The 24,967-nt window shown below is 39.3% G+C and carries 27 protein-coding genes and 1 tRNA gene; 8 read left to right on the forward strand and 20 right to left on the reverse strand.

The window, feature by feature from the left end; all coding sequences use genetic code 11:
* Both HP439_RS03295 and HP439_RS03300 read left to right on the forward strand, forming a co-directional pair.
* Positions 1-596, forward strand: a 596-nt coding sequence (locus HP439_RS03295; RefSeq protein WP_281358166.1) for an SbcC/MukB-like Walker B domain-containing protein, incomplete at its 5' end; no start/stop codon positions are given.
* Between the two features lie 24 nt (positions 597-620).
* A complete protein-coding gene (locus HP439_RS03300) occupies positions 621-1,307 on the forward strand; it encodes a 2-C-methyl-D-erythritol 4-phosphate cytidylyltransferase (RefSeq protein WP_172388924.1) in 687 nt (228 codons plus the stop codon).
* Between the two features lie 20 nt (positions 1,308-1,327).
* Here the strand turns inward: HP439_RS03300 and HP439_RS03305 are convergent, their stop codons facing one another.
* The 9 genes from HP439_RS03305 to HP439_RS03345 all read right to left on the reverse strand — a co-directional run bounded on the left by HP439_RS03305 (position 1,328) and on the right by HP439_RS03345 (position 8,025).
* The gene (locus HP439_RS03305) at positions 1,328-1,480 is read right to left on the reverse strand and encodes a lmo0937 family membrane protein (protein ID WP_172388925.1); all 153 of its coding nucleotides are present in this window, start codon (positions 1,478-1,480) and stop codon (positions 1,328-1,330) included.
* A 92-nt stretch (positions 1,481-1,572) separates the two neighbouring features.
* Complete coding sequence (locus HP439_RS03310) at positions 1,573-2,337, reverse strand: MBL fold metallo-hydrolase (protein WP_172388965.1); 765 nt, start codon at positions 2,335-2,337, stop codon at positions 1,573-1,575.
* A gap of 1 nt (position 2,338) precedes the next feature.
* Complete coding sequence (locus HP439_RS03315; protein WP_172388926.1) at positions 2,339-2,605, reverse strand: hypothetical protein; 267 nt, start codon at positions 2,603-2,605, stop codon at positions 2,339-2,341.
* A 58-nt stretch (positions 2,606-2,663) separates the two neighbouring features.
* Positions 2,664-3,659 (reverse strand): glycosyltransferase family 2 protein, encoded by a 996-nt coding sequence (locus tag HP439_RS03320; RefSeq protein WP_172388927.1) that lies wholly within the window; start codon positions 3,657-3,659, stop codon positions 2,664-2,666.
* Between the two features lies 1 nt (position 3,660).
* Positions 3,661-4,608 carry a glycosyltransferase family 2 protein gene (locus HP439_RS03325; protein WP_172388928.1) on the reverse strand — a complete coding sequence of 316 codons (948 nt, stop codon included), beginning with the start codon at positions 4,606-4,608 and terminating at the stop codon, positions 3,661-3,663.
* Positions 4,609-4,669: 61 nt separating this feature from the next.
* Positions 4,670-5,302 carry a DUF4199 domain-containing protein gene (locus tag HP439_RS03330; protein ID WP_172388929.1) on the reverse strand — a complete coding sequence of 211 codons (633 nt, stop codon included), beginning with the start codon at positions 5,300-5,302 and terminating at the stop codon, positions 4,670-4,672.
* A 4-nt stretch (positions 5,303-5,306) separates the two neighbouring features.
* The gene (locus HP439_RS03335; RefSeq protein ID WP_172388930.1) at positions 5,307-5,975 is read right to left on the reverse strand and encodes a hypothetical protein; all 669 of its coding nucleotides are present in this window, start codon (positions 5,973-5,975) and stop codon (positions 5,307-5,309) included.
* Positions 5,976-5,978: 3 nt separating this feature from the next.
* Positions 5,979-7,247 (reverse strand): dihydroorotase, encoded by a 1,269-nt coding sequence (locus HP439_RS03340; RefSeq protein WP_172388931.1) that lies wholly within the window; start codon positions 7,245-7,247, stop codon positions 5,979-5,981.
* A 211-nt stretch (positions 7,248-7,458) separates the two neighbouring features.
* Positions 7,459-8,025: a UbiX family flavin prenyltransferase gene (locus HP439_RS03345; RefSeq protein WP_216657753.1), complete on the reverse strand. Its 567-nt coding sequence runs from the start codon at positions 8,023-8,025 to the stop codon at positions 7,459-7,461.
* A 501-nt stretch (positions 8,026-8,526) separates the two neighbouring features.
* Between HP439_RS03345 and HP439_RS03350 the strand changes: the two genes are divergently transcribed.
* Both HP439_RS03350 and HP439_RS03355 read left to right on the forward strand, forming a co-directional pair.
* Complete coding sequence (locus HP439_RS03350) at positions 8,527-9,180, forward strand: ankyrin repeat domain-containing protein (RefSeq protein WP_172388932.1); 654 nt, start codon at positions 8,527-8,529, stop codon at positions 9,178-9,180.
* A 214-nt stretch (positions 9,181-9,394) separates the two neighbouring features.
* Positions 9,395-10,270, forward strand: coding sequence for a PPK2 family polyphosphate kinase (locus HP439_RS03355; protein WP_172388933.1), 876 nt, complete (start codon positions 9,395-9,397; stop codon positions 10,268-10,270).
* A gap of 53 nt (positions 10,271-10,323) precedes the next feature.
* On the opposite strand, the gene HP439_RS03360 is transcribed toward HP439_RS03355, so the two are convergent.
* The 3 genes from HP439_RS03360 to HP439_RS03370 all read right to left on the reverse strand — a co-directional run bounded on the left by HP439_RS03360 (position 10,324) and on the right by HP439_RS03370 (position 16,361).
* Positions 10,324-11,112, reverse strand: coding sequence for an SDR family oxidoreductase (locus HP439_RS03360; protein ID WP_172388934.1), 789 nt, complete (start codon positions 11,110-11,112; stop codon positions 10,324-10,326).
* A gap of 134 nt (positions 11,113-11,246) precedes the next feature.
* A complete protein-coding gene (locus HP439_RS03365) occupies positions 11,247-13,115 on the reverse strand; it encodes a RagB/SusD family nutrient uptake outer membrane protein (protein ID WP_172388935.1) in 1,869 nt (622 codons plus the stop codon).
* 12 nt (positions 13,116-13,127) lie between these two features.
* The gene (locus tag HP439_RS03370) at positions 13,128-16,361 is read right to left on the reverse strand and encodes a SusC/RagA family TonB-linked outer membrane protein (protein WP_216657755.1); all 3,234 of its coding nucleotides are present in this window, start codon (positions 16,359-16,361) and stop codon (positions 13,128-13,130) included.
* Between the two features lie 761 nt (positions 16,362-17,122).
* Between HP439_RS03370 and HP439_RS03375 the strand changes: the two genes are divergently transcribed.
* Entirely contained in the window at positions 17,123-17,503 is a 381-nt protein-coding gene (locus tag HP439_RS03375) for a hypothetical protein (RefSeq protein WP_172388936.1), read from the forward strand.
* Here the strand turns inward: HP439_RS03375 and ribD are convergent.
* Entirely contained in the window at positions 17,500-18,558 is a 1,059-nt protein-coding gene (ribD, locus tag HP439_RS03380) for a bifunctional diaminohydroxyphosphoribosylaminopyrimidine deaminase/5-amino-6-(5-phosphoribosylamino)uracil reductase RibD (RefSeq protein ID WP_172388937.1), read from the reverse strand. The two genes, HP439_RS03375 and ribD, sit on opposite strands and share 4 nt — an antisense overlap.
* Positions 18,559-18,621: 63 nt before the next feature.
* Between ribD and prmC the strand changes: the two genes are divergently transcribed.
* Together prmC and HP439_RS03390 are read left to right on the forward strand one after the other, a co-directional pair.
* Positions 18,622-19,491 (forward strand): peptide chain release factor N(5)-glutamine methyltransferase, encoded by an 870-nt coding sequence (gene prmC / locus HP439_RS03385; protein ID WP_172388938.1) that lies wholly within the window; start codon positions 18,622-18,624, stop codon positions 19,489-19,491.
* 144 nt (positions 19,492-19,635) lie between these two features.
* A tRNA-Lys gene (locus HP439_RS03390) sits at positions 19,636-19,708 on the forward strand.
* Positions 19,709-19,806: 98 nt separating this feature from the next.
* Here the strand turns inward: HP439_RS03390 and HP439_RS03395 are convergent.
* The 6 genes from HP439_RS03395 to HP439_RS03420 all read right to left on the reverse strand — a co-directional run bounded on the left by HP439_RS03395 (position 19,807) and on the right by HP439_RS03420 (position 23,193).
* Positions 19,807-20,352, reverse strand: coding sequence for an OmpA family protein (locus HP439_RS03395; RefSeq protein WP_172388939.1), 546 nt, complete (start codon positions 20,350-20,352; stop codon positions 19,807-19,809).
* Positions 20,353-20,813: 461 nt separating this feature from the next.
* Positions 20,814-21,287, reverse strand: coding sequence for a helix-turn-helix transcriptional regulator (locus tag HP439_RS03400; RefSeq protein WP_172388940.1), 474 nt, complete (start codon positions 21,285-21,287; stop codon positions 20,814-20,816).
* Between the two features lie 175 nt (positions 21,288-21,462).
* Positions 21,463-21,867 (reverse strand): VOC family protein, encoded by a 405-nt coding sequence (locus HP439_RS03405; RefSeq protein ID WP_172388941.1) that lies wholly within the window; start codon positions 21,865-21,867, stop codon positions 21,463-21,465.
* An 11-nt stretch (positions 21,868-21,878) separates the two neighbouring features.
* Positions 21,879-22,328 carry an SRPBCC family protein gene (locus HP439_RS03410; protein ID WP_172388942.1) on the reverse strand — a complete coding sequence of 150 codons (450 nt, stop codon included), beginning with the start codon at positions 22,326-22,328 and terminating at the stop codon, positions 21,879-21,881.
* A gap of 45 nt (positions 22,329-22,373) precedes the next feature.
* Positions 22,374-22,751: a DoxX family protein gene (locus HP439_RS03415; RefSeq protein ID WP_172388943.1), complete on the reverse strand. Its 378-nt coding sequence runs from the start codon at positions 22,749-22,751 to the stop codon at positions 22,374-22,376.
* Between the two features lie 16 nt (positions 22,752-22,767).
* Complete coding sequence (locus HP439_RS03420; RefSeq protein ID WP_172388944.1) at positions 22,768-23,193, reverse strand: SRPBCC domain-containing protein; 426 nt, start codon at positions 23,191-23,193, stop codon at positions 22,768-22,770.
* Between the two features lie 141 nt (positions 23,194-23,334).
* On the opposite strand from HP439_RS03420, the gene HP439_RS03425 reads away from it, so the two are divergent.
* Positions 23,335-24,312: a GlxA family transcriptional regulator gene (locus tag HP439_RS03425; protein ID WP_172388945.1), complete on the forward strand. Its 978-nt coding sequence runs from the start codon at positions 23,335-23,337 to the stop codon at positions 24,310-24,312.
* A 111-nt stretch (positions 24,313-24,423) separates the two neighbouring features.
* Here HP439_RS03425 and HP439_RS03430 read toward each other — a convergent pair whose 3' ends face one another.
* Positions 24,424-24,783, reverse strand: a complete 360-nt coding sequence (locus tag HP439_RS03430; protein WP_172388946.1) for a DUF2200 domain-containing protein — start codon at positions 24,781-24,783, stop codon at positions 24,424-24,426.
* Between the last annotated feature and the right edge of the window lie 184 nt (positions 24,784-24,967).

Consider the following 24,967-nt stretch of genomic DNA (forward strand, 5'->3'; position numbering starts at 1 on the left):
GTCTCACAGCAACGTTAGACAAAGAAAACCTTAGATTGCAGTCCGAGTTTTCTAAAAAAGAAAAACTACTAGAAAACTATGAGCGTCTAAACACACGAAAAAGTAACCTCACTACACTCGAAAACCTATTCCGTGGTTCTGGCTTTGTAAACTATGTTTCAAGCATACATCTACAACGACTCTGTGAGATCGCTAACATACGATTCCATCGACTAAGTAAAAACAGGTTAAGCCTTGCAATAAATGACCAAAATGAATTCGAAGTTATTGACTTTCTTAACAACGGCCATCGTCGCTCAATAAAAACCCTTTCAGGGGGACAAAGTTTTCAAGCATCATTATGCTTGGCTCTAGCGCTAGCTGAGAACATACAGTCGCTAAACAAAGCCGATAAAAATTTCTTCTTTATAGATGAAGGTTTTGGAACGCAAGATGCCGACAGTATAAATATCGTGTTCGAAACACTTCAATACTTACAACGGGAAAATCGCATCGTAGGTATTATCTCCCACGTAGATGAGTTAAAAGAGAAAATAAGCCGAGCTATAACTGTGGTCAATGATCCTGAACTAGGAAGCCAGGTTAGTTACAGTTAGCTCGGAAAAATGGTAACTTCGAAGATGATGAAAAAATATGCAATTATTGTAGCTGGAGGAACTGGAAGCCGTATGGGCGGTGAACTACCTAAACAACTCCAAAATCTAAATGGCAAGCCGATACTCATGCACACAATAGAAAAATTTGCTAACTCCAAGAGCAATCCGATAATCATTGTAGTGCTTAATGAGTTGATGAACGAGAAATGGACTGAACTGTGTGGGATACACGATTTCAATGTTCCCCATAGCGTAGTATTCGGGGGACAAAGTAGATTTAAAAGTGTCCAAAACGGATTAAAAGAAATCCAATCGCTAGAAGAGCTTAATATCAATAACGCGTACATTGCAATACATGATGCTGCGCGCCCACTAATCACCAGCGCATTAATCGACAAGTGTTTTGATTCAACAAAAATAAATGGTGCGACTGTACTTGCTGTCACTAGTAATGACTCCGTGCGCAAAGGGAGCTCCACGCTGAACGAAACTGTCGATAGAGATTTAGTGTGGCTGGTGCAAACACCACAAACCTTTAGAGGTGATATACTAGAAGAAGCATTCAGACAGAAAGAATCCCCCTCATTTACCGATGACGCTTCAGTTGTAGAAAAATTAGGCTATCCAATTTATCTAATTCAAGGGGATCATAAAAATATTAAAATCACCTATCCTGAGGATATAAAGATAGCCCAATTATTTTTGCCTTAAATAATGTAATGTCTAAGCGATTAAACGCTACCTCGAATAACCCGTAACAGAATAGCTATAACGGCAATTACCAATAACACGTGGATAATACCACCTGTAGCATATCCGCCGAAAAAACTCACGGCCCAAATTATCACTAGGATAACGGCAACTAAATAAAGAATATTTCCCATAACTTTTCAAATTGATGTATGTTGTTTCATTAAAATCTATTAAAACAACAGTCATCTCCGAGGAAATGTTTTTAAATCTTTAAGATTTCTAGTTATATGTCGAGTATTAGACCATCATAGGCGAGCAAAATACCCTCAGGAAGCCGTTTTTGAATTTCATCGTGTTTTCCAAAACGGTGACTAATATGAGTAAAATAAGTTGTAGTCGCTCCAATCTCCTGGGAAAAATCGATAGCCTCGTCTCTCGTCAAATGAGAAATATGAGGCTCTTCTTGCAGTGCATTGACTACCAAAATTTGAACCCCCTTCAAAAGTGATTTAGATTCTGATGAAATGGTCTTTGCGTCAGTAATATAGGCAAAATCCCCCATTCGAAAACCTATAACCGGCATTTTATAATGAAGTACTTCTATAGGCATCACGCTCAGATTACCTATACGAAATGGCTCTCCTTTGGAAATTTGTCGTAATTCTAATCGGGGAACTCCAGGGTATTTAATTTCTCCAAAAGCATAATAAAACTCTCTTTTTAATGCAGCATGAGTCTCTTGTGTCCCATAAATTGGTATGGACTGCTGCTGTTGATAATTAAATGCCCGCACGTCATCCATCCCAGCAATGTGATCTTTGTGCGAATGGGTTACAAGTACAGCATCCAGTTGCTGAACATTCGCACGGAGCATCTGGTATCTAAAATCGGGCCCCGTATCAACAACAATATTTAAATCTTCATATTGTATTAAGATCGATGTTCGCAGGCGTTTATCGCGCCTATCGTCGGATAAACATACCGAACATCCACACGCTATCACTGGGACACCTTGAGAAGTTCCAGTACCTAAAAATGTAATTCTCAGATTAGGCATTTAACTTATTTAGTGTCTTATAAAACTCTTTCTTTTTTTCATCTAAACTACTGATATCAATAGTCATACTTAAAAGTAGTTGAATTAATGACTGAATTTTAATCTCGAGATTAGAAAATCGGTTCACAACGATAACTTTTGTGTGTTGGAGCACACATGCGCCTGTTCTAAATGAACCTTTTTCATACCGTACCTTATACCCCAGGTCCGAAAAAAGATCCTCAATTTTCCCCAAATTATGTTGTGTAAATGCAATCACGTCTTTAAATTTCTGACAAAATATAAAACTTTATTTACTTTATCGCTCACGATCCAGGCTATTTTTTCAACACTACTTTTTCCACATAATGGCTAATAAATCCTATTCCATACGCGCATAATTGAATGTAAGCCGCTATAACAGACAACCCCGCGATCCGTAGGCTTCTAGTTTTCGTTAAGGAATGTAAAAATAAAAGTAACGTATATATAACGACCGACGTACATCCTAAAATGCTTAAAAAAGAAAATATATTATTATGGCCTTTAAACATAACATTTATCGCCACACAGAAAAATAGCGCAGCAAGTCCCATGACGAAAACTGCTGGCAAAGTGTGCACCAATTTTAATTCATTCGGGAAGAGTTGATATATATCGATCCTCCCTCGACCGAACGACTGTGTTTGGTAAAAAAACTGGACAAAAGTAGCTCGTCGCTTATGGTAGACAAATGCATCTGCAATGAGTCCAACGCGAAAACCAGATTCGATCATCCGTATACTGAATTCTATGTCCTCTGAGCGTCGTGACAACTTAAATCCGCCTGTTTTTTCATACACTTCGCGCGAAATTCCCATGTTAAAACTGCGGGGGTGGAAGGCACCAACATGACTTTTATTTCCCCTAATTCCACCTGTGGTAAACGGACTTGTCATAGCGTACGATATAGCTTTCTGAATGGGCGTAAATGATTCATGCGCCGCATCAGGCCCGCCGTAAGCGTCTAAATTTTGCGCAGATATCCCTTGAAGCACACGGTTTAGATAACACTCAGGAACGATAATGTCAGAGTCAAAAACAATGAACCAATCGCCTTTGGCCCTTGCAAAACCATCATTTCTGGCGAAACCCTGTCCTTGGTTATCTTTACGGCAATAGCAAATGTCTAGCCTGTCCTTGTATCCTTCAACAACACTCTTCGCAGGTATATTTGAACCATCTTCAATCACGATCACTTCAAAATTAGTATAGCTTTGCCTCGTCAACGAATCAAGCATTTCGTCAATTTCTTGCGGTCTGTTATAAAGAGGAACAATAATTGAAAAAAACATATTATAACACCTTCTCAATATGGTATTTGTTGCGTTCAGTTGCGTTCCGTGACAATAATTCAGCGATAAAACCGGTCAAAAACAACTGTGTCCCAATCAATATAGCTACCAACGACAGATAGAATAACGGCTGATCCGTCACATTCCTATAAACTGTACCGTGCGCAATACTGATCAGCTTTTCTACGATAAGATAAATCGTGATTACAAAACCTACAAGGAAGCTTAATACGCCAATAGCGCCAAAAAAATGCATAGGACGTTTTCCAAATTTCCCAACAAAAAAAATGGATAAAAGATCTAGGAATCCTTTGATAAATCTCCCCGGACCAAACTTAGTTGTACCATATTTTCTCGGGTAGTGTTGTACGACCTGCTCTTGAATATTTGTAAATCCCGCCCATTTAGCAAGTACCGGGATGTATCTGTGCATTTCGCCATAAACCTCGACACTTTTCACCACGGCTTTCCTGTAGGCTTTCAAACCACAGTTAAAATCGTGTAGATTATGGATCCCAGACATACTTCGGGTCACCGAATTAAATAGTTTTGTTGGAATAGTTTTTGTCGGTGGATCGTATCGTTTCTGCTTCCAACCGGAGACTAAATCCGCACCATTCGCGATTCTCTGATACAGTTCCGGAATTTCGTCAGGGCTATCTTGCAGATCGGCATCCATCGTAATGACAACGTCCCCCTCCGCTGCAGCAAATCCTACGTTTAAGGCTGCCGATTTTCCATAATTTCGACGGAACTTAACCGCAGAAATCTCTGAATGAGATTCCTTTAATTTTTCAATAACGTTCCAAGAAGAATCGTTACTCCCATCGTCAATCAAAATAATCTCGTAGGTAAAATTATGTTGATGCATGACACGACGGATCCAATCGGTTAACTCTGGCAAAGATTCTTCCTCATTGAATAAAGGAATGACTACTGATATATCCATATGAAATAAAAAAGAGGGTATTCGGTTAGAGATACCCTACTTAAAGTGCTATTAATTCAAATTAAAGATTCTCTTGCGATAATGCATCTGCGTTATCACTAGACGCATTTGGTACATTTAAGAACCCTGGGCGCTCACGCTTAAGGATCGCGGCAAGTATTAACGCGAAGACAAAATACATAATCAAGCTTATGGCAAGGCCTTTTACTGTTTGACCTATCGAGAAGCCTTTTAATGAATCTCTCGTTTGTTCTAATTCTGCAATCTGACTATCAATAAGGTCTTCGTCCGCCCCCAACCCCTCCATTGTCTCAATCGTCATATTAATTGTTTTGTCAAAAATAACCTGCTGTGGCTCCGGATCCACTAGGTTAAATATTGCCCCGCCGATACTAGAAATAATGACAGCAATAGCAAGCATTACAAATATACCTTTCAAAGCTTGGCTAAAATTCCAAAAACCACCAGCTGCCCGCCGTAACAAAACAGAGAAATAGGCTGAAAGGCCAATCATGATTAAAAAAGTTAACCCACCAGTGATCATCGAACTCGTCTTAAAATCCGTACTATTCATCAGTACATATAATGAAACGATACTAATAACAAGCGCAATTATACCGAGATAAATACCAAATTTAATTCCTTCGGATTTTACTTCCTGACTTGGAAATGAAGTGTTAAAGTCTTGACTCATCTTATTATTTATTAAAGTTTACAATAATTTGGTAAATAGCTGTGTCAAACGACGGGTTAATAGATGCCGCTTTAAATTCGGCGATCTGTTGTTCCGTAGGATCCAATTCGCTAAAAAATGAGACCAACGGATAAAACAATTCTTTAAGGTCATCTTGATAAGATAAACTTGTCGCAACTTTACTAATCTCCCCGTAAGAACTGTCTACTAATATTTGATTAGCAATAACCTGTTCATAAATCGCATACTCATCTTGGAATTCATCCTCCTCGATCAATAAAAATTCTTTAAGATAGTCATCCAATGATGGTTCTACCTCATCATCCGCGCATTCTCTAAGATATAAAAATATATTTAACAGTTCGGTACCTCGATCAATTGTTTCTTCTTCAATTGCTTCCCACTCTGGAGAATCAAGATAATCTTCTTCCAACTTTTGCACATCTTCGGCAAAAAAATTCACCATGAGTAGGTCAAAACTAACTTCACGTAATTCTTCGAACTTTTGGTGATCGTCAAACGTCGCATCAAGTAACGACACCTTTTCCATAAATGACGCTTCATGTTCAAACGCTTTTGTTAAATCTGCAATGATTTCCGCAGCGTCAATATTTTCTGACTGTGCATAAGAGTTAATACCACCAAAAAGTGCCTTTTTTACTTTTACATCCATAATCTATAAGTTTTCGACCAATTGGCCATGATTAATTACCGCTCGAACTTTACCTATTAAAGTTTGTCCAAAAACAGGACTATTTGCACATTTTGACTTATTTGTGCTCGTATCGTATACCCACTTCTGGTTTCTGTCAAAGATAACTAAGTTTGCTGGACTTCCCGCCTCACAAGTTGGCACTTCTTTGCCCACGACTTGACGCGGTCCTATCGAAAGTTTTTGAACAATTTCTTGATCTGTCAATCCCGCTTTCACTAAAAACGGTAACGCGGTTTGTAGCCCAACTATTCCATATTTTGCAATCTGAAATTCCACATTTTTAAATTCAATCTCATGGGGCGTATGCTGAGATACTATTGCGTCGATCGTACCATCCCTCAACCCTTTGATCAGCGCTTTAAGATCCTTCTTAGTACGTAAGGGAGGTGACACTTTGAAGTGACTGTCAAATCCCATTACTTCCTGATCTGTGTAGACCAAGTTATGTGCTGCCACGTCACAGGTAACTTTGATGCCTTTTGATTTTGCCCTTTTTATAAGTTCGACCGCCTCATGCGTGGATATACTGGTAAAATGTATCGGAGCCTCGTTGTATTCGGCCAAAAATAAATCACGAGAAATCATCAATGATTCGGCCAAATTAGGCACTCCTTTCATCCCCAAATACGTGCTAACATCCCCCTCGTTCATTTGGTTATCGGCAGCAATGGAATCATCTTCTGCAAACGCGATTATTAATCCATCAAATCCCTTTGCATAAAGTAAAGCTCGGCCCATTAGACCTGCCTGCTGCACGCTATGATTTCCATCGCTGAACGCAATAGCCCCAACGGATTGCATATCATAAAGTTCAGCGAGTTCTTTACCTTCAGTTTTACGGCTTATCGCTCCAATCGGATAAACATCGACGATATTATTTTTCGCCGTATTTACAATAAGTGACACTTCCGAACGGCTATGAATTGGCGGATTAGTATTCGGAAACACCGCAACAGCAGTAAATCCGCCAGCAACAGCAGCAGCCGTTCCTGTCGAAATATCTTCTTTCGTTTCTAACCCCGGTTCACCAAAATTAGCATGCAAATCAAAGAATCCAGGGCCTACCGAACAACCGGTAGCATCGATTTGATATACTTTGCCAATTTCATGCTTAATTTTTTTGTCTATTCGACTAATATTTCCCTTTTCAACTAAAATATCGACGATCTCCCCGTTTTTAGAATGACCGGGCAATACAAGAGTAGCAGAAGAAATTAAAATATTATTCATAGATTTCATTTATTCAAATAAGTATGTGGTATGTTAGGGAAAATAAAATACAAGGTAAAGCCAGCTCAAGGCAGGAAAAATGTTGATTTTTTTCGATAGAAAAACCAATGAAATATGGCGTGAGTGCATCCAAAACTGCGAGCTGTTTCATTGAAAAACAAATGTACAAAATAAATTGGTAGCCCCCTTTTAAAAAATAATGTTTTTCAAACTATTCTCCCCAGGCATAGCTATCAATTTGGATATCACACAGCGAGAGTACGCGATCAATAACTGTTGCAGCTAAATCCTCCATCGTTTTAGGTTGACTATAGAACGACGGGCTCGCTGGGCAAATAATTCCACCTGCTTGCGTTACTAATCCCATGTTCTGTATATGTATCGAACTTAAAGGCGTTTCTCTTGTAAGTAAAACAAGTTTACGTCGTTCTTTTAAAACAACATCCGCCGCACGAGTCGTTAAATCAGAAGATATTCCATGCGCAATACGCGCTAAGGTCCCCATTGAACAAGGACAAACGATCATCGTATCGTAATTAGCGGATCCGGATGCAAAAGGAGCCATAAAGTCTTGTTTGTTATAAAAATCGAACGGATAATTATTAAAACTCGACGTCTCTAATTCAAACTTCCAAACCTCTTTCGCATTATCGGACATTATAATACCAACATGAGCTATCTGTTCAGATAGCTTCGTTAGTTTGTCCAATAGCACTTTCGCGTAGATTGAACCACTGGCTCCAGTAATTGCAACAACGACTTTTTTCTTTTGCACCATATTCTAAAACAAATCTAACAAAAAAGGGTCGAATATAAATATTCGACCCTACATCTACCTATGAAAAACATGCCCTTGGGGAGGGCAATACAAAAGTACCCTTTACTTTAGTATCTACCAATATCAAAATAGTTTTTCTAGTAACTTGTAGAACAAATACTACGCTTAACCATCGTCGAAAAATCGCCAATCGTCCCACGCAGGCATTGACAAAACTGCAGGCAACAGCATTAGGATTAAGCTTATGACCCGCCGCTTATGTAGAAGAATCATAAGTTACACGCTCGATCCAGACCACATTAACAACAGTTAACTAAACAACTTAATGTAAAAACAAGCTTAAATACTTTGAGATGTAGTCACGTTGCAAGTATATCAATCGCCGATCTCTTCAAACGAGCCTCCCGGAAGTATGAAATGTTAATAAACACCCAAAGTTTCTCACAATTCATCTATTTTTCGTATCTTTTTTGTTTATTCGTAGTCGTCAAAGAACACACGATGAGCTTATACAAGATCGAAGAATATATAGAGACTGGAAATCACCACGATTTAGAAACACTACTTAGAAGCGATTCGTCGCTTTTGCGAGAAAACACGAGTCATGATATTTCTCCACTGTTGTTGGCCTGTTACTACCATAAAGAACAGGTCATAAAGACTATCTTGAACCATTTAACGACCATCACAATTCATGAGGCTTGCGCGATTGGATTAGGGGATCAAGTAGAGCTAATGCTTCATCAAAAGCCTGAAATAATTGATGAGATTTCTTCTCACGGCTTTACACCTTTAGGTATTGCTTCCCATTTTGGACAAGAGGCAGTCGTTCGCATCTTGCTCGCAAAACACGCAGATCCGAATATTTGTTCGCAAAATGGTTTTCAGGTATATCCGTTGCATACTGCATTAACAGGAAAATTTGACAGCATAAGTAAGATGCTTATTGAGGCTGGTGCTGAAGTAAATATCGTTCAAAATGCCCGTATCACTCCATTACATATTGCGGCACAGCAAGGCAATATTGAGCTTATAATATTACTGTTAGAAATGGGCGCAGATATAACGATTAAAACCGATCAGGGCGCTACGGCCTCTGACTTAGCTTTTGAAAAAGGCTTCAAGGAGATTGCGGAAATCTTACAAGTAGCATAATAAAAACCTTTTCGTATTGAGGAAATGACGCATTCTATTGTATGAACGAGTGTGTCTTTTTTAATTGAAAAAAAAGAACATTTTACCTAACACGTCCGATAACCCAACAGCAAGCATAGATTTTTCAATAGGATTAGGTATATTTAGCATAAGGTGTATCAAGTTTTTAGCGATTCTTTTAAAAAGGATGCGCTCTATATTTAAACTTCGACGTATGAGTAAATATTCAAAGAAATTAAAAGCGACAAGGTCGTTCAAACTTAATGCCTATCCAACGGATGTCACCGACGAGATAGACCAAACGCTAGCCAAGCAGGAACTTAAAAACCTAAGGAAGGAATTGGCGAAACTACAGGATGTAATGTATGCGCACAACCGATATAACGTTTTAATATGTTTACAGGGTATGGATACTGCAGGCAAAGATAGTCTAATCCGCGAGGTTTTTGAGGAGTTCAATGTACGCGGAGTAGAAGTAAAAAGCTTCAAAACACCCACTACATTAGAATTACAACATGACTATCTTTGGCGCCACTATGTAAATCTTCCCCCAAAAGGTAAATTCGGGGTATTTAACAGGACACATTATGAAAACGTATTAGTTACTCGGGTTCATCCCGAATACCTATTAAATGAAAATATTCCGGGCATCGAGAAAGTCAGCGATATATCGGCTAATTTTTGGAAATTACGGTACGGGCAAATCAAAAATTTCGAAAAGCATCTGACAGAAAATAAGACGATCGTATTTAAATTTTACTTGCACCTAAGCAAAGAAGAGCAAAAACAACGCCTTTTACGACGGCTTGAAAAGGAAAAACATAACTGGAAATTCTCGCCGGGAGATCTAAAAGAACGTGAACTTTGGGATCAATATATGGAGTATTACGAACAAGCTATCCAAGCTACCAGCAAACCCAATGCTCCGTGGTATATCATCCCCTCCGATAACAAAGAGGTATCAAGATACTTAGTTGCGAAAATCTTATGGGAAGTACTATCCAATTATAAGGACATTAGATATCCGGAATTAGATGAAGATATTCAAGAACAACTAAAATTCTACAAAAAACAATTGGAGAATGGTTAGTATTTAGGCGAATATCCATGAACAAGACGATTACCCCGTAGATACTTAAGAACTTATATCAGTCCCACGCTAGCACCACCATCTAGTGGAATCGCTGTCCCGGTAAGAAAATTAGCATAAGAAGACGCTAAAAATGCCACTAACGAGGCATACTCTTCGGGTTCCCCTAGCCGGCCGACCGGAATGTTCGCGATTTTAAGTTCTTTTACTTTTTCAACCTCCAATCCAGTACGTTCCGCCTGTAAGCGCATTAAACTGTTCAATCTTTCAGTATCAAAAAACCCGGTAAGAATCGAGTTTACCGTTATTCCGTCTTTTGCCACAGCATTTGAGAGGGATTTCGCCCAGCTTACCAAAGCGGTACGCATCGTGTTTGATAAAACAAGCGCATCACTAGGCTCCTTTACAGTCATCGATGAGACGTTGATAATTCTTCCATAGCTCTTTTTCCGCATCGACGGCAACGCAAGATTCGTAGTGTATACAGCATTTTGGAACAACAATTCGAATGCCTGTTGATAGTCTATAGTGCCTTTAGAAAACACATCACCTGCAGATGGTCCATTGGTATTGTTGACTAAGATATCGATCTGATGATCGTCAAAATACGCCTCCATTATCTGCTGATGCTGTAGATGGTTGTTAAAATCTGTCACAATGAAACTATGGGACTGCCCGTGATCGACGGCAAGTTTAGTCATTGCGGACTGCAGTTTCTTTTCATTTCGTGCCATCAGTACAACTTGTGCACCGCATTCTGCCAACACTTTTGCAATCGCAAAACCAATACCGTCGCTACTGCCACCCACAAGTGCCGTCTGTCCTTCTAATGATATTTCCATTAAATTAAAGTTTAAAAATTTCTCAATCAAATCGAACTGACCCGAATATACGACAATGGACTCAAAAAAAACAAAGCGGGAGCGTCCAATCGTTGGAAACTCCCGCCAAATAAAAGCATTAAGCCCGAAGGCTATTAATAGCCTGGATTTTGTACAAGTTTTGTATTCCTATTTAGCTCATCGCGGTGTAACGGCGAAAAATACATTTTGTCGTTCCAATTTCTATTTTCGATTCCTGGGTCAATAGTACCTACAGTGTATGTATAGTCATAATTACTTTTATCGTATTTGTACCTTTCAACAGATTTTCCTGGCTTTAATTTACCTTCAATACGAATAATAGTTGCTTTCCGGCCTAATGTTTCCGGCGCAGTCATCCATCGCCGAGCATCAAAATAACGATGCTCTTCATATGCAAGCTCAACACGGCGTTCATTTCTATAACGTTCCTTTAGTTTTACTCCGGCATCAGTTATCTTTGGCATGCCTGCACGGAATCTGATTTTATTTAGCCATGCTGTTGCTTCAGCTTCTTCGCCTAGCTCAATACATGCTTCAACATAATTAAGCACCGCTTCTGTGTAACGTAAAATGGGCCAGGGGATACTTTGTCTAGTGTTCTGATCTTCTATAGTAGGATCTGAATCGACAAACTTACTATAATAATACCCCGTATATGAGCCGTTCCAATCCTCGACCGGACCGTTTCTTGTGTCTAAGCCAGGCTGAATAACTTTTTTACCTTCAATCACAACCTCATATTGCCCTGTCTGAATTTGATTACTAGGGTCACGTCCCGCAACATCTGCGGCACGTGGCTTCCAATTGGCGCCATCATATAAAATTGATGCATAGAAACGTGGATCACGATTCTCATATGGCGCAGATTTGTGAGTGGCCAACGTCCAATCGAACCTGCTTCCATTAATCATCTCATAATCGTCTACCAGCAATTGCGTCGGCGTATTTCCAGACCAGCTATGGTAACCGTTCGGCCCATTATCGCGTCCGACCCATCCGCCGCGTTCATCTTTTAAATCGATAAAAAAGCGGCCTAATATCAAATCTTGCTTCCCGCTGGCATCAGCAACTTTACTGCCTCCCCCCATAGCGATAGCGCGATAATTTGCCTGCCCCTCAGCTGCGGAAACAGGCGCCGTAAGATTCAATTTATAAGCATACTCAGCATGGTCTAATACAGCTTTACTTGCCGCTTTCGCAAGCTCCCAACGCTCAGTACGGCTTCCAGACTCATACCCAAGCAATTCGGGATTAGAAAAACCTGCAATAGCTGGAGATTTTGCTTTTGCAGTCGAGACATCATGAAGATCGCTGGCAGCGTATGTCAACACTCTTGCTTTAAGAGCTAAAGCCGCTACGTCAGTAGCCCTTCCGTCTACACTCGGAATATCATCAAGCAACATAGCAGCCGAATCGCAATCGTCAATAATAAAATCTATACACTCCTGATAGCTATTTCGAGCTATTGTATAGTCTGCTTCTCCAAGTTCATAAACAACATCCACTAGCGGAACTGCGCCATACAACCGTACTAACTGTTGATAATAGTAGCCCCTCAAAAAATAAGCCTCACCCAATAATCTCGATGCAAGTGCCTCGTCGTCAAACTTCGGTTCGCGAAGGTTTTTGATGGCTACATTCGTCGCCCGTATCCTTGTATACATTTGGCCATACAAATATGTATCCATAATATACCCTGGATCTGCGGCGTTTGCTCGACCCTCGTTGACCGTATTAATCCCTCGACCAGGGTGAGTAAACAGCGCCTCGTCCGTCATAGATGCTAGTTGCTGCTCGTAAAATCCCCCTACACCGAATCCATTATAAATTTCAAAAACAAAAGCCTGTGCCAATGGTCCATCAATCCATACTTCTTCTTCAGGCACCTCCTCTAGAGGCTTCGTGCTGACAAAATCGTCATTACAGGAAGATAACCCACCGGTTATCAACCCTATATATAATAAATATTTTAACTTTTTCATACTTCAATATCATTAAAATGAAACCATTACTCCTGCATTGATCAAACGTGACTGTGGATAATATTGGCCTAATTGATTCGTTGATTCGGGATCGTAGACTTTATTCTTACTCCAAGTCAATAAGTTCATTCCACTTACATATAAACGTAGGTTACTTATTTTAGCTTTCTCTAAGATGCTAGAAGGAAGGTTATATCCCAACTCAACATTTTTTAAACGAATATAGTTTGTGCTACGTAGCCAATAAGTATTATTATTCGAATAGTATTGATCACTTCTATCCGTAATACGGGGGTGCTCGCTACTTGGATTATCAATGGTCCAACGGTTTTCATAAAAATCGGCCAAATAGTTACCGATCGCACCTGACTCATCCGTGCCCACACGAAGTTCTCCTCCTGTTGCCCCCTGAAACAACACACTCAGATCAAAATTTTTATAATTCAATCCTAAATTGACCCCGCCTTGGAAAGTCGGATCTGTATTTTTATTGCGTCGTACTCGGTCGTCGGCCGTTATTTTACCGTCACCATCATAATCTTGATATTTCATGTCTCCTGGACGAAGATTTCCTGTAACATCCGTATAATCAATTGTATTCGCATCGATTTCTGCCTGGTCACGAAAAACACCATCGTATATATAGTAAAGGCCTGCATTAATAGCATTACCTGTACTCTTTTGCCATTCTGGTGCACCCGGAGCTTCATCCCAGAAAATAATTTTATTTTTAGCATAACCGCCATTTACGGCCACTCGATAGCCGACTTCTCCAACTTTATCCTGCCATCCGACGTTAAACTCCCATCCCGAGTTATCAACTTTCCCTATATTCTCTGAAGGAAGACTCATGCCTGTACTTGCTGGGACAGACGCATTTCTTCGCCACAAAATACTCGTACGGCTATTTTTGAAAAAATCAATTTCAGCATTCATCTTTCCATCAAAAAACTGAAAATCAAAACCTAAATTGTAATTATTTGCAACTTCCCAAGTAATAAACTCATTAGGAACACGCAATTCCGCTAAAGACTTTTCTTCATTACCACCGATGATATAACTATCAAAACCATACGTTAGAAAGTACTGATATTCCTGAAGTTCATCGTCATAGTAGACGTTATCATTACCCATTTGTCCGTAGGATGCACGAATCTTAAAATAATTTATGAATGGCACATTATCCTTCCAATAGTCTTCATTAGAAACCATGTAACCTAACATCACTCCAGGGAAAAAACCATATCTGGAATCGTCGGGAAACATATAGGATCCGTCATATCTCCAAAGAAATTCAGCGATGTATTTCTGTTTATAATTATACCCCGCACGTCCAAAGTAGTTTAACCGCGCTCGTTCCCACGCGCCCCCCCCATTGTCTTTTTCTAGGTCTCCTCCAGCAAACATATAATCAATGTTTTGCGAAATAAAATACCTTCTATATGCCGATAAGTAGTCATTACGAATTGTTTCTCGGTTCACGCCCGCTAACAAATTTAAGGTGTGGTCCCCTATTGTCTTGTCGTAACTTAGAACTGCCCCCATCAAGATGTTTAGTTGGTCCTCATCCCCTTGCGTTAATCGTGGGTCTGCCGGACCTCGAATTCCTTCGACTAACTTCGGAGTAGTCCCATCAGCTTCATATTCATCCTGCCAGGTATATAAATACCACGGAATCTCCCATCGTTTCGTTTTCTTAATATACTTATCAACTGAAGCATTTAAAGATAGTTTCAATCCGTCTATCCAAGGATTGGTGATATCAACCTGCCCATTCGTTTGAAGGTAGTAACGTTTATCACGATCATATCCAGTCTGATTTGTAGTAATTACGACTGGGTTTTCCCCGTGTTCAATATCAGGTCCGGGTTTTCCATTCGGCCAGAACGCCGGCATTGTCGGGTTACCTCGCATCAACATACGAAATATAGTTCCTGCAGGCTTGGTTGGGAATTCGCGATCTTCCTGCCGTCCAAGTACGCCAAACTGCGTTTTTATATAAGGACTTATTTTTGCATCAAGATTAATCCTAAAATCATATTGACTATATCCAGTGGCCGAATTCTTATAAAACGCGTCTTGATCCTGGTAGCCCAATGACAATAAATATTGCATGTCTTCGGTTCCTCCATCAATCTGTAAATTATGTTTTTGTTGAGGCGACCAATTTTTTAAGGCCGCATCATACCAATCTGTATTCGGATGTCCCCAAGGATCAGATCCATTGGCGAAGGTCTCAATATCCTCAGGTGAGAATGGAGCGTTAAGCATCGTTCCACCTTCTCGACGATAGTTTCCTTCGGTATTAAAACCTTGAAGAGCAGCTTGCCACTCGTTTACCGGTAGCTTATAGATCTCAAGCTCATTACGCATCTCAGCGTACTGCATAGCATCTGCAAGTTTGGGTACCATCGTAGGTTGAGAAAAACCTTGGTTAAAGCTATAGGATAATTTTGGCTTTCCTGTCTTTCCTCGTTTTGTGGTTACCAAAATAACACCATTCGCAGCACGAGCACCATAGATTGCTGCTGACGCGTCTTTAAGCACAGAGATATTTTCAATATCCGCAGGATTGATACGGTCTATACCACCTTGACGAGCAGGTATACCATCAATAACAACCAAAGGCGAACTATCTCCTAACGTATTGGTTCCCCGAATTTTAATATTTGAACCGTCATATCCAGGCTCGGCACTGCCGTTTGTGGCAATCACACCAGGAATACGGCCAGCAATACTATTAGAAACGTTTAAAGCAGGAGATTTTCGCAATTCTTCACCTTTTACTGCGACAACAGATCCCGTTATTGTTTCTCGCTTTTGCGTGCCATACCCAACGACGACAACTTCATCAATACTAGCATTAACGTCAATTAGCATGACATCAATATTCGTTCGTCCTGCTACTTTTTCTGTGATTGATTGCATACCAATCATATCGTAAGAAATTTGTCCTTGAGCAGGGACATCTTTGAGTTCATAGTAACCTCGATTGTCAGTAGTCGTTGCAGTCGATTGCCCCACGATCGATACGGTTACACCTCCAATAGCATCCCCCGAGGCTTGGCTCTTTACGATCCCTTTCACTGTAATTTTCTCTTGGTTAAGGAAAATTGAAGTCACGTCGTTTTTCACATGAGCATACCCATTTACCGGAGTAAAAGAATAGCTCAAGCAGGCCAACACCGATCCTCCCATCCAAAAAAACCGTCTCAGGTCTTTCTTGTAGTTTCGTTTGTTACGCATAAATTTGAGTTTATAGATTTAGAAAATTGATAGTTCGCGTTCTTACTTCGTTTACAGGATCAAAAACATGATTCACTGATTTAAAGCGGAATACTTTGATGTTAGCATTCATAAAACCATTATAATATTTCAGTACAACAGAATGCAGGAATTACCTTATTTGTAAAAAAAATACAAATAAATGTTGCCTCCACCCGTATACGGACAAATTAGATTAGACTCTGCAGCCAGCGGCCAGCGTCATCTCACATTCATAAATAATTGTAGAACTGGTTAAATCATTCCAGTCGAGGAAGTATTCTTCAATACTTTTAGGTAAAAAAAGTTGTAGTGCTGCATCGTGTTTGTTTAAATTGAGTTAAGTTATAGTTTATAGTTGTGGCTTAAAGATATGAATCTTTAATAAAAGAATCTAAACATTTCAAGATTACGGCCGCAATAAATTGTTAATCAGACACTTATTTATAACAAAAAAGTCACAAAGCAACATAAGGAACGCTAACCTTCTCATTATAAATGGCATTAAAGATTATCCGTTAATATCTAAGGCTTAGTCACGATCTTCCGTTTTTGAGTAAAATCGAATCGCATGTGATACAACGTAAAAGCTTCACAACCGCAAATCAACTGTTTATGTTTAAGCTAATATCATCGCATGAAATTCTTAATCTTTTGAACCTACAACTTCAGAAAAACCAAAAAGAGCTTTTATTTTCATTTGATATTTCTTATTTTTAGATACATTATAAACTTCTACAATTATGCACACTAAAACAGAATTCCTTATTTGGGATAAAATCGTCAATAGTGCTAAAAAAAGAATTGATTTATCGGAATACGGAGAGAAAGCAACTACGATACAAGACGAAATATTAGATACGTTAATTCTACACATAATTGCGGCTTTCGCGTCTGGTGAGGAGCACTGTACAATTTCAACAAATTTACATAATGAACTTCAACATATTGGGATAGAAGTCAATGAAGACTTTATAGATCGCATTATTGAAGACAAACATGTAACCTTCAGCGCGGAAATTTATGCTGCATACCTTACGTTTTCTATGCTCGAGGACGGGCATACCGAGCATGAAGTTTTAGGATATGTGTGTGACCTACTCGACAGCCCAAAAATACATTAGCTTTTATTTCTATAATAGCGTTGTAACAGGTCGTTACCAACTTTAGTAGTAATAGAATCAGTCGTAGGCAACAAAGGTGATTTCCTCCCTACACCCCACCTCAAAGGTGACACGAAAACACGCGCTTCGTCCCAAATATCTGCATCGATAAATGACTGCAATGTTTGAATACCTCCTTCTATTATTATCGATTGAATATCCATAAGATATAACTGATACAAAATAGTCTGTGGAAGATAGAAATCAAAATTTTCTAGGGCGATCAATTTTCTGTTACCCCCCCAATCGGATCGAAGCGAATTAAATACGATTGTTTCGGCCAAACCTGTAAATACCGCAGCGGCCTCTGGCACTTTCAGCTCTTTGTCGATCAAAATTCGTTTAGGGTTCTTACCTTTCCACGCACGCGTGGTGAGCGAAGGATTATCTATAAGCGCTGTCGAGGTTCCAATTAGTATACTATCTTCTTCCGCTCTCCATTTATGTGCAAGCTGCTTGCTAGCCGAATTACTTATCCAGCGTTGGATATCATCCAGGGGAGCAAAATATCCATCGCGTGTTTCCGCCCATTTTAATATTACGTACGGACGTTGTTGTTCAAGTCGAGTGAAAAATCTTCTGTTGACAAACTGACTTTTCTTCTCCAATACTCCAACTTGTGTTTCAATTCCCCCCAAACGGAGCTTTTCAACCCCTCTGCCATTTACCTTCACGAACGGATCTAAACAACCGATGACAACTTTCTTAAAGCCGCATTCAACTAACTTGTCCGCACACGGAGGAGTTTTCCCTTGGTGTGCACACGGTTCCAAACTTACATAGATCGTTGAAGATTTAAATAGTAACCTTGCCTCAGTGTCTCCGAATTTCCTTAAAGTCTCTTCTATTGCATTTATTTCGGCATGTGGCCCACCGAATGGAGAGGTATATCCTTCACCAATAACACGACCATCGCAAACTATGACAGCTCCGACCATAGGATTAGGGCTGACAGATCCCGCTCCCAGAACCGCTAAATCAAGACATCGCTGCATATATTTCTCATCATAGTTCATGCTACAAAGCTACTACTTAATTGAATAATTTAGAAAGTGTTTAACCTTTTGTAAGTTTGTAGCATGGAAAACCTTAAGGGAGTAAGCAAGTTATTTGAACAAAGTCTTAATCATTTGTATGAGCAAGACGAAATTCTTCATCTTTGCCGAATGACATACTGTTCTATCACAGGTCGGCCCGCTGTACGGTATGCTCTGGAAAAAAATAACAATTTAACCACCGCGGAATATGAACAGTATATTAACGTCCTTAATCAACTTAAGACCGGACGTCCCATCCAATATATCCTCGGTAAAGCTGATTTTTATGGAAACACGTTCTTGGTGAATGAGTATACACTAATTCCAAGACCTGAAACCGAGGAATTAGTAGACTGGATCGTAAGAGATCTTGAGTCCTCGCGCACAGAAAGTTTAACCATTCTAGATATTGGAACCGGAAGTGGATGCATAGCAATTTCCTTGCAAAAAAGGTTCCCTCGAAGTCGTATCCTCGCACTGGATGTATCTGCGGAAGCCATAAAAATAAGTCGCCAGAACGCAAAAGAACTCGAATCAAACATAGAAATTATCGAAACGGATATATTAGAATGGGACACGGTACTCGCAAACAAAATGAACTTAGATATTATAGTTAGTAACCCTCCATACATTACACCAAGCGAGCAAGCAGAAATGCATAATAATGTGCTACTATTTGAACCTCATTCTGCGTTATTTGTAGAAGAACACAACCCGTTAGTTTTTTATAGTACGATAGCTGATTTTGGGAATTGCCACCTCAACCCCAATGGTCTTTTATATTTTGAAATCAATCAGCACTTAGGTGCAGATACATGTGATTTATTAAGGAAGAAAGGGTATAAAAATATTGAAATTCGTAAGGACATAAATCATGTAGACAGAATGATCAAGGCTCAACTTTCTCCGTAACGATTTTTTTTAACTGAAAAACAACCGTTTAAAGGACAACTAAGAAAAAATAGACCATTCTGTTTGGCACAAATCAACATTTTTTCTACCTTTGCATCACTCCAAACAACGAAAGAGTAATGATTTAGAAGAATGGGGTATAATGATTCTGTAGCTCAGCTGGTAGAGCAATACACTTTTAATGTATGGGTCCTGGGTTCGAATCCCAGCGGGATCACAAAAAAAGCCACTCTATTTTAGAGTGGCTTTTTTAATTTAACGGTGTCGGTTTGATTAGATTATGGAATATGGATCATAACGAATTCTTTAATCCTTCTATTGTACGACTGATATTTCTACCCGCCGATTTTGTTCTCTCCCGCTTTCTGTATCGTTAGATGCAACTTGCTTGGAAGCACCAAACCCTCTGGCACTAAGACTTTCGGATGGCACTCCGGCATTGACGATATAGAGCATGACCGCATTGGCTCTATCTTCGGATAGCGATTGGTTATATTCGGCCGTACCCTCGACGGACGAATGACCATCGATGATAAAATTGGCCGACGTATCTTTCAGCATTTCTCGGACGATATTGTCCAACACAGTGTAGGACTCAGTTTTGAGTACACTAGAATTAAATTCAAACAGGACGTTCTTGAAATTGAAATTCGGTTTTTCGACCACCGGTTCAGGGTCTTTGCGAGGCTCTTCCTGAGCAATGACAGGCTCTTCCACCGTCTCTATAGGTTCTTCCCGTACGGGCGTCTGTTCAATCTGGCTACTTGGATTAATTGCGATTTTTTTAGACTTGCAAGCTGACAGGTTTAAGACCAATAGAGCGCAACTTGTTGCTAAAAGGCTTTTTATTATACGCTTCATAGTATGTTCTTTTATTAATGTGTATACCCCAAAGGTACCATATATTCTCTTATTCTCCCTAGCAAAACGTATGATTTTGGCCTGCGCCGTACCTTTCGTAGGCAAACTATTATTTTATTGCCTCGTCAATAAAATTGGCCTCCTCGGCTAACAATTCTTTTCTCATCCTTGGATTTAGTGAACGATATTTATATCTTTTTGATTGTTGGGCTATCTTTTAGCAGATTTATTGTGCGTAACTCAGCTAAAAAGCGGTTGGGATGAGATACCAATAGGTTCACCTTGAAATAAGTCTAAAAACGACACACGTGTCCGTTTTTTTACCCTAGTATTATGATATATAAGCGTTATCTCAAAATTTACTCGGATCAAGAACAAAAGTTGTTTTTAAGCAAATCTATGGGTATCAGTCGGAATTTTGATTGAGATTATAATTTCCGAAAGCCAATCTCAAACTGTTTTCAATTCTTTTTTTCAATCTTTGGTCCTAAAACGGTGATAAATTCACCCAAACCTAAAATCATTCGTTCTAGCTCAAAATTCAATTGCACGCAAATTCGAAAAGTCGTTCCGCTTTGGTCTTCATCAACAACTACTTGGGAATGATGAAAAGGCTTTGTTATGACATAGGGCGCATGAGCTTTTACCACTTTAAAAAACACATTTTGGCAGCGTTGGCGTTCAGAAATAGTCACGCCAATTACTTCGCTGAAATAGTCATCCGCATTCACATTTTTATCTTGATAGTCTGTTTTTTCATCCGTTTCTATTCCAATAATTCGATCCAATGCAAGATTAATCACTTTATGTTTGTGCCAACAAATCAGAAACCAACGGTTATTATACTCCTTTAATAATTGAGGATGCACAACATAATAATTGCTCTCCAACGCCTTGAAACTTTCAGCTCCTTCGACAGCCACGTATACCGACAACAAAAATAATTTCTTTATCGAAGTGTGAGTTAAATTTTTGCACCAGCAAGAAGCCGTTTCTGGTGTTATCTTTAAAGCACAGCCATTTGCCCCCTCTTTTCCGATAGATCTTCTATTCCCTTCCGAAAACTCCAGCCTGTCTGAACCGCTAGAACACTATCCAGAAACAACGTGGCTAAATCCCTATTACCCACCTTACGTCAAATGCATCGACTATCTCAACTAATTTTTGATCATTCCCTATTTTTTCAAAAACTTCGCTTTTGCCAAGAATTAGTTTGTTAATTAGCGCCTCTCGATCACACATATTTGTACACTGCAAAAAAATGGACATATTATTCCCTAGTTGCCTTCCTTCATCGTGAACTAGATCTGACCCATAAATAATTATGCTATCGGAAACTAGTGACCCACTAACGACAGGTGTCTCTGGATAATCTTTTAGTTCGTTTTCAAAAGTCTGGAATTTCAAGGTGCCACCAAAACAGCTTTGATAATATGTAAGTGCTCTCCTACAGTTCCCAGGAAACGTAATAAGAATCGCACTTGCATATTTATTTCGTTTAGGGTCATCATTCATAACGAATAGGTTTAGGCATCAGGAATTTCTGATTCAACTAGTTTTATAAGTTTCTCCAGTGATTCTTGCCAACCCAAATAACACATTTCCGGGGGAATCGCCGAAGGAATACCCTCCTGCAGCACTTTAAATTCCGTGCCACATGAAACTGCATTCAACCATATTGTTGTCGTTATTTCCCCTGGAAGATTCGGATCATCAAACGTGTCGTTGTATTTGATCAATTTATTAGTTTCTATATCCAAGTATGATCCACCAAAAGAATGCGCAGTTCCAGTGCTAAAGTTGATAAATGTCATGTGGAATTTTCCTCCTATTTTAAAATCCAATTCTTGGACTGTACATATAAATCCATAAGGAGGCAACCACGTTGAGTGAGCTATTGGATCTACGAACGCACGAAATATTTTTTCTGGGCTTGCCTTGATAACCCGATGTAACGAAACAGTTTGATTTTCCATTTTTTTTAAATTTAATGATCGATTATTAATCTCTTCGTATCTTCTTTAATTTCTGTTTTTCAGAATTTTGCGGCTATAAATATAAGAAATCGCTAAAATTGCCAACACCACTAAAGGCAAAAACATATACCAAAAGTTTTGATCGACGCACGCATGACTAATGAACGCAAAAATCAAATTATAAGTAAGTCCAGCATATGCCCATTCCCTTAATTTTTCTGGCGTTTTAGGGAAAGCTATAGCGATCACACCAAGCGCCTTGGAAATAATAAGCGCATAGGCAAAGTAATCAGGATAGCCCAACGGCCGTGTACCAACGGTGGCCTGCTCTGGTGCAAAAAGAAGAGTGCTGAGTGGCATGATACCTTCCCATAGGATGATTATCGTTGTCGCAACCCAAAAGATAGTTTTGCTCTTTTTCATAAGATTAAATAGTAGGTTATAAATCGGTTGATTCAACGTATTTTATAAAGTTCTGCAAAATAGCCTGCCATCCCTGTTTTTGAAACTCGGGATCATTTTCTGTCTCGGCATCGAAAGTAGTTGTTATAAGAGCCTTACCATTTTCTGATGTAAATAACGTAGTGACCGTTCTTCCATCAGACATTGTGTATGTAATCTCTTTATATAGCTCTACCCTATCATAGATCCCTTCAAAGTCAAAACCAAAGCTTCCATCTTTTGCTTCCATTCGATTCTTAAACTTCCCGCCAACTCTCAAGTCGTTTTCGCTGCTTGTCGTGTGCCAGTCAGGCGCGGGAGTGTTCCACTTCATGATGTCGCTTGGGGTATTCCATACTTTCCAAACGTTTACTAAGGATGCATTTGCTACTCCTTCAACTGTAATTCTTGTTACTTGTTCCATGTGATATAATTTTAGTTTATTAATTATTATAATTCAAAGTTAAGACTGTATATAAAAACATGGCTGTTGTGAAAACGACAAACATAGGGGTGGATTATGACAAAACTATTTTTTACCTTGTGATCTAATATTTTCGTGACTATGCAGATTTCTGTTTTTGTACCTGAGTATGGGGTAATTGAAGCGGTTACACCACCCTTCAGGACCTTCCATACGGCAAACGAGTTTCTAACCACATTTGGTAAAAAACCAATTTTTAAAGTCGAATATGTTGGCTTACAAGAATATGTACCCGCTAATAACGGTGAATATGTTATAAAGACAGATCGACTGCTCAAAGATGTGACTACGACGGACTTACTAATCATACCTCCCGCTTTTGGTGATACCTCTAAAGGTATTCGGGCAAATATTGCAGCGATCCCCTATTTTAAGAAATTATACGAACAAGGCTCTAGCCTTGCTAGTTTGTGTATTGGAGCTTTCCTTCTAGCGGAAACAGGGCTGTTAAACGGGAGAAAATGCTCGACACACTGGGCTCATATTAACGAATTTAGAGAAAGATACCCAGAGGTGGAAGTAGAAGATGGGGCAATCATAACTGAGCACGATAATATTTACAGCAGTGGTGGCGCGAGTAGTTTATGGAATTTAATTCTGTACCTCGTTGAAAAATTCGCAGATAGAGAAACAGCGATCATGATTTCAAAATATTTTGCGTTAGACATTGGAAGAGATAGTCAATCTCAATTTGCAATATTCAAGGGGCAACGGAACCATGGACACGAAGATATTACGAAAGTACAGGACTATATCGAAAAACACTACTGTAGTAAGATATCAATAGACATGTTGGCAAAATTGATTAATACAGGCCGCAGAACTTTTGAACGAAAATTTAAAGAGGCCACCAACAATACACCTATAGAGTATATACAAAGAGTTCGAATAGAAGCCGCCAAAATTTTCTTCGAAGCATCCCGAAGGAACGTATCTGAGATCATGTTCGATGTGGGCTATACAGATACGAAAGCTTTTCGAGATACCTTTAAAAAGGTTACAGGCCTTACGCCAATAGAGTATAGAAATAAGTTTGCAAAGGTCGCAAATGAGGTATAACGACTTTTAGACGATTTATCTGTACTGACATTAGGCGCAGATGTAGTGTCTTAAAACATCACAACGCAGGCATTTAAGCTTACGTTGAAAATATTTTCAAATGCTTAATAACTATCTCAAAATTTTTTCCATCTTTTTCCCTTTAGCTAATTCATCTACCAATTTATCTAAGTACCGGACCTGCTTTGTTAATGGGGCTTCGATGTCTTCTATTCGATAGCCACAAATAACACCCGTTATAAGGTGTGCGTGGGGATTAAGTTTCGCTTCTTTAAAAAAGGCTTCGAATGTTGATTTTTTTTCAATGAGTTCCTCTAACTTTTTCCTATCGAAACCGGTCAACCATTCTATTACTTCGTTTAATTCCTCTATTGTTCTGCCTTTGCTTTCCACTTTGGTAACATAATGAGGGTACACCGATGCGAATATCATTTTCGCAATCCGTTGATCGTTTTGAGTACTCGTTTTCATGTCGTATGTTTTTGCTGGTTTACGAATTTACAAAAAGCTTAAATAATAAAACAATTTCCAATGCAGATCGCAAAGAACCCTAAGAGAAATCTCAGCGTAAAGCGCTATTTTTAACTCAAATCTTTAGTCGCTGGTTTAGTCGACAAAAAATTAGAAACTTTTGACCAAAAAATCTGTCATCGAA

This window comes from Sphingobacterium shayense, assembly GCF_013179575.1.
Lineage (GTDB): Bacteria > Bacteroidota > Bacteroidia > Sphingobacteriales > Sphingobacteriaceae > Sphingobacterium > Sphingobacterium shayense.

Bases quoted from the DNA above. Each gene is read 5' to 3' on its own strand.
- HP439_RS03300 (WP_172388924.1), top strand. From the start codon at position 621: ATGATGAAAAAATATGCAATTATTGTAGCTGGAGGAACTGGAAGCCGT.
- HP439_RS03305 (WP_172388925.1), bottom strand. From the start codon at position 1,480: ATGGGAAATATTCTTTATTTAGTTGCCGTTATCCTAGTGATAATTTGG.
- HP439_RS03320 (WP_172388927.1), bottom strand. From the start codon at position 3,659: ATGTTTTTTTCAATTATTGTTCCTCTTTATAACAGACCGCAAGAAATT.
- HP439_RS03325 (WP_172388928.1), bottom strand. From the start codon at position 4,608: ATGGATATATCAGTAGTCATTCCTTTATTCAATGAGGAAGAATCTTTG.
- HP439_RS03330 (WP_172388929.1), bottom strand. From the start codon at position 5,302: ATGAGTCAAGACTTTAACACTTCATTTCCAAGTCAGGAAGTAAAATCC.
- HP439_RS03335 (WP_172388930.1), bottom strand. From the start codon at position 5,975: ATGGATGTAAAAGTAAAAAAGGCACTTTTTGGTGGTATTAACTCTTAT.
- HP439_RS03340 (WP_172388931.1), bottom strand. From the start codon at position 7,247: ATGAATAATATTTTAATTTCTTCTGCTACTCTTGTATTGCCCGGTCAT.
- HP439_RS03345 (WP_216657753.1), bottom strand. From the start codon at position 8,025: ATGGTGCAAAAGAAAAAAGTCGTTGTTGCAATTACTGGAGCCAGTGGT.
- HP439_RS03350 (WP_172388932.1), top strand. From the start codon at position 8,527: ATGAGCTTATACAAGATCGAAGAATATATAGAGACTGGAAATCACCAC.
- HP439_RS03355 (WP_172388933.1), top strand. From the start codon at position 9,395: ATGAGTAAATATTCAAAGAAATTAAAAGCGACAAGGTCGTTCAAACTT.
- HP439_RS03360 (WP_172388934.1), bottom strand. From the start codon at position 11,112: ATGGAAATATCATTAGAAGGACAGACGGCACTTGTGGGTGGCAGTAGC.
- HP439_RS03365 (WP_172388935.1), bottom strand. From the start codon at position 13,115: ATGAAAAAGTTAAAATATTTATTATATATAGGGTTGATAACCGGTGGG.
- HP439_RS03370 (WP_216657755.1), bottom strand. From the start codon at position 16,361: ATGCGTAACAAACGAAACTACAAGAAAGACCTGAGACGGTTTTTTTGG.
- HP439_RS03375 (WP_172388936.1), top strand. From the start codon at position 17,123: ATGCACACTAAAACAGAATTCCTTATTTGGGATAAAATCGTCAATAGT.
- ribD (WP_172388937.1), bottom strand. From the start codon at position 18,558: ATGAACTATGATGAGAAATATATGCAGCGATGTCTTGATTTAGCGGTT.
- prmC (WP_172388938.1), top strand. From the start codon at position 18,622: ATGGAAAACCTTAAGGGAGTAAGCAAGTTATTTGAACAAAGTCTTAAT.
- HP439_RS03395 (WP_172388939.1), bottom strand. From the start codon at position 20,352: ATGAAGCGTATAATAAAAAGCCTTTTAGCAACAAGTTGCGCTCTATTG.
- HP439_RS03405 (WP_172388941.1), bottom strand. From the start codon at position 21,867: ATGAATGATGACCCTAAACGAAATAAATATGCAAGTGCGATTCTTATT.
- HP439_RS03410 (WP_172388942.1), bottom strand. From the start codon at position 22,328: ATGGAAAATCAAACTGTTTCGTTACATCGGGTTATCAAGGCAAGCCCA.
- HP439_RS03415 (WP_172388943.1), bottom strand. From the start codon at position 22,751: ATGAAAAAGAGCAAAACTATCTTTTGGGTTGCGACAACGATAATCATC.
- HP439_RS03420 (WP_172388944.1), bottom strand. From the start codon at position 23,193: ATGGAACAAGTAACAAGAATTACAGTTGAAGGAGTAGCAAATGCATCC.
- HP439_RS03425 (WP_172388945.1), top strand. From the start codon at position 23,335: ATGCAGATTTCTGTTTTTGTACCTGAGTATGGGGTAATTGAAGCGGTT.
- HP439_RS03430 (WP_172388946.1), bottom strand. From the start codon at position 24,783: ATGAAAACGAGTACTCAAAACGATCAACGGATTGCGAAAATGATATTC.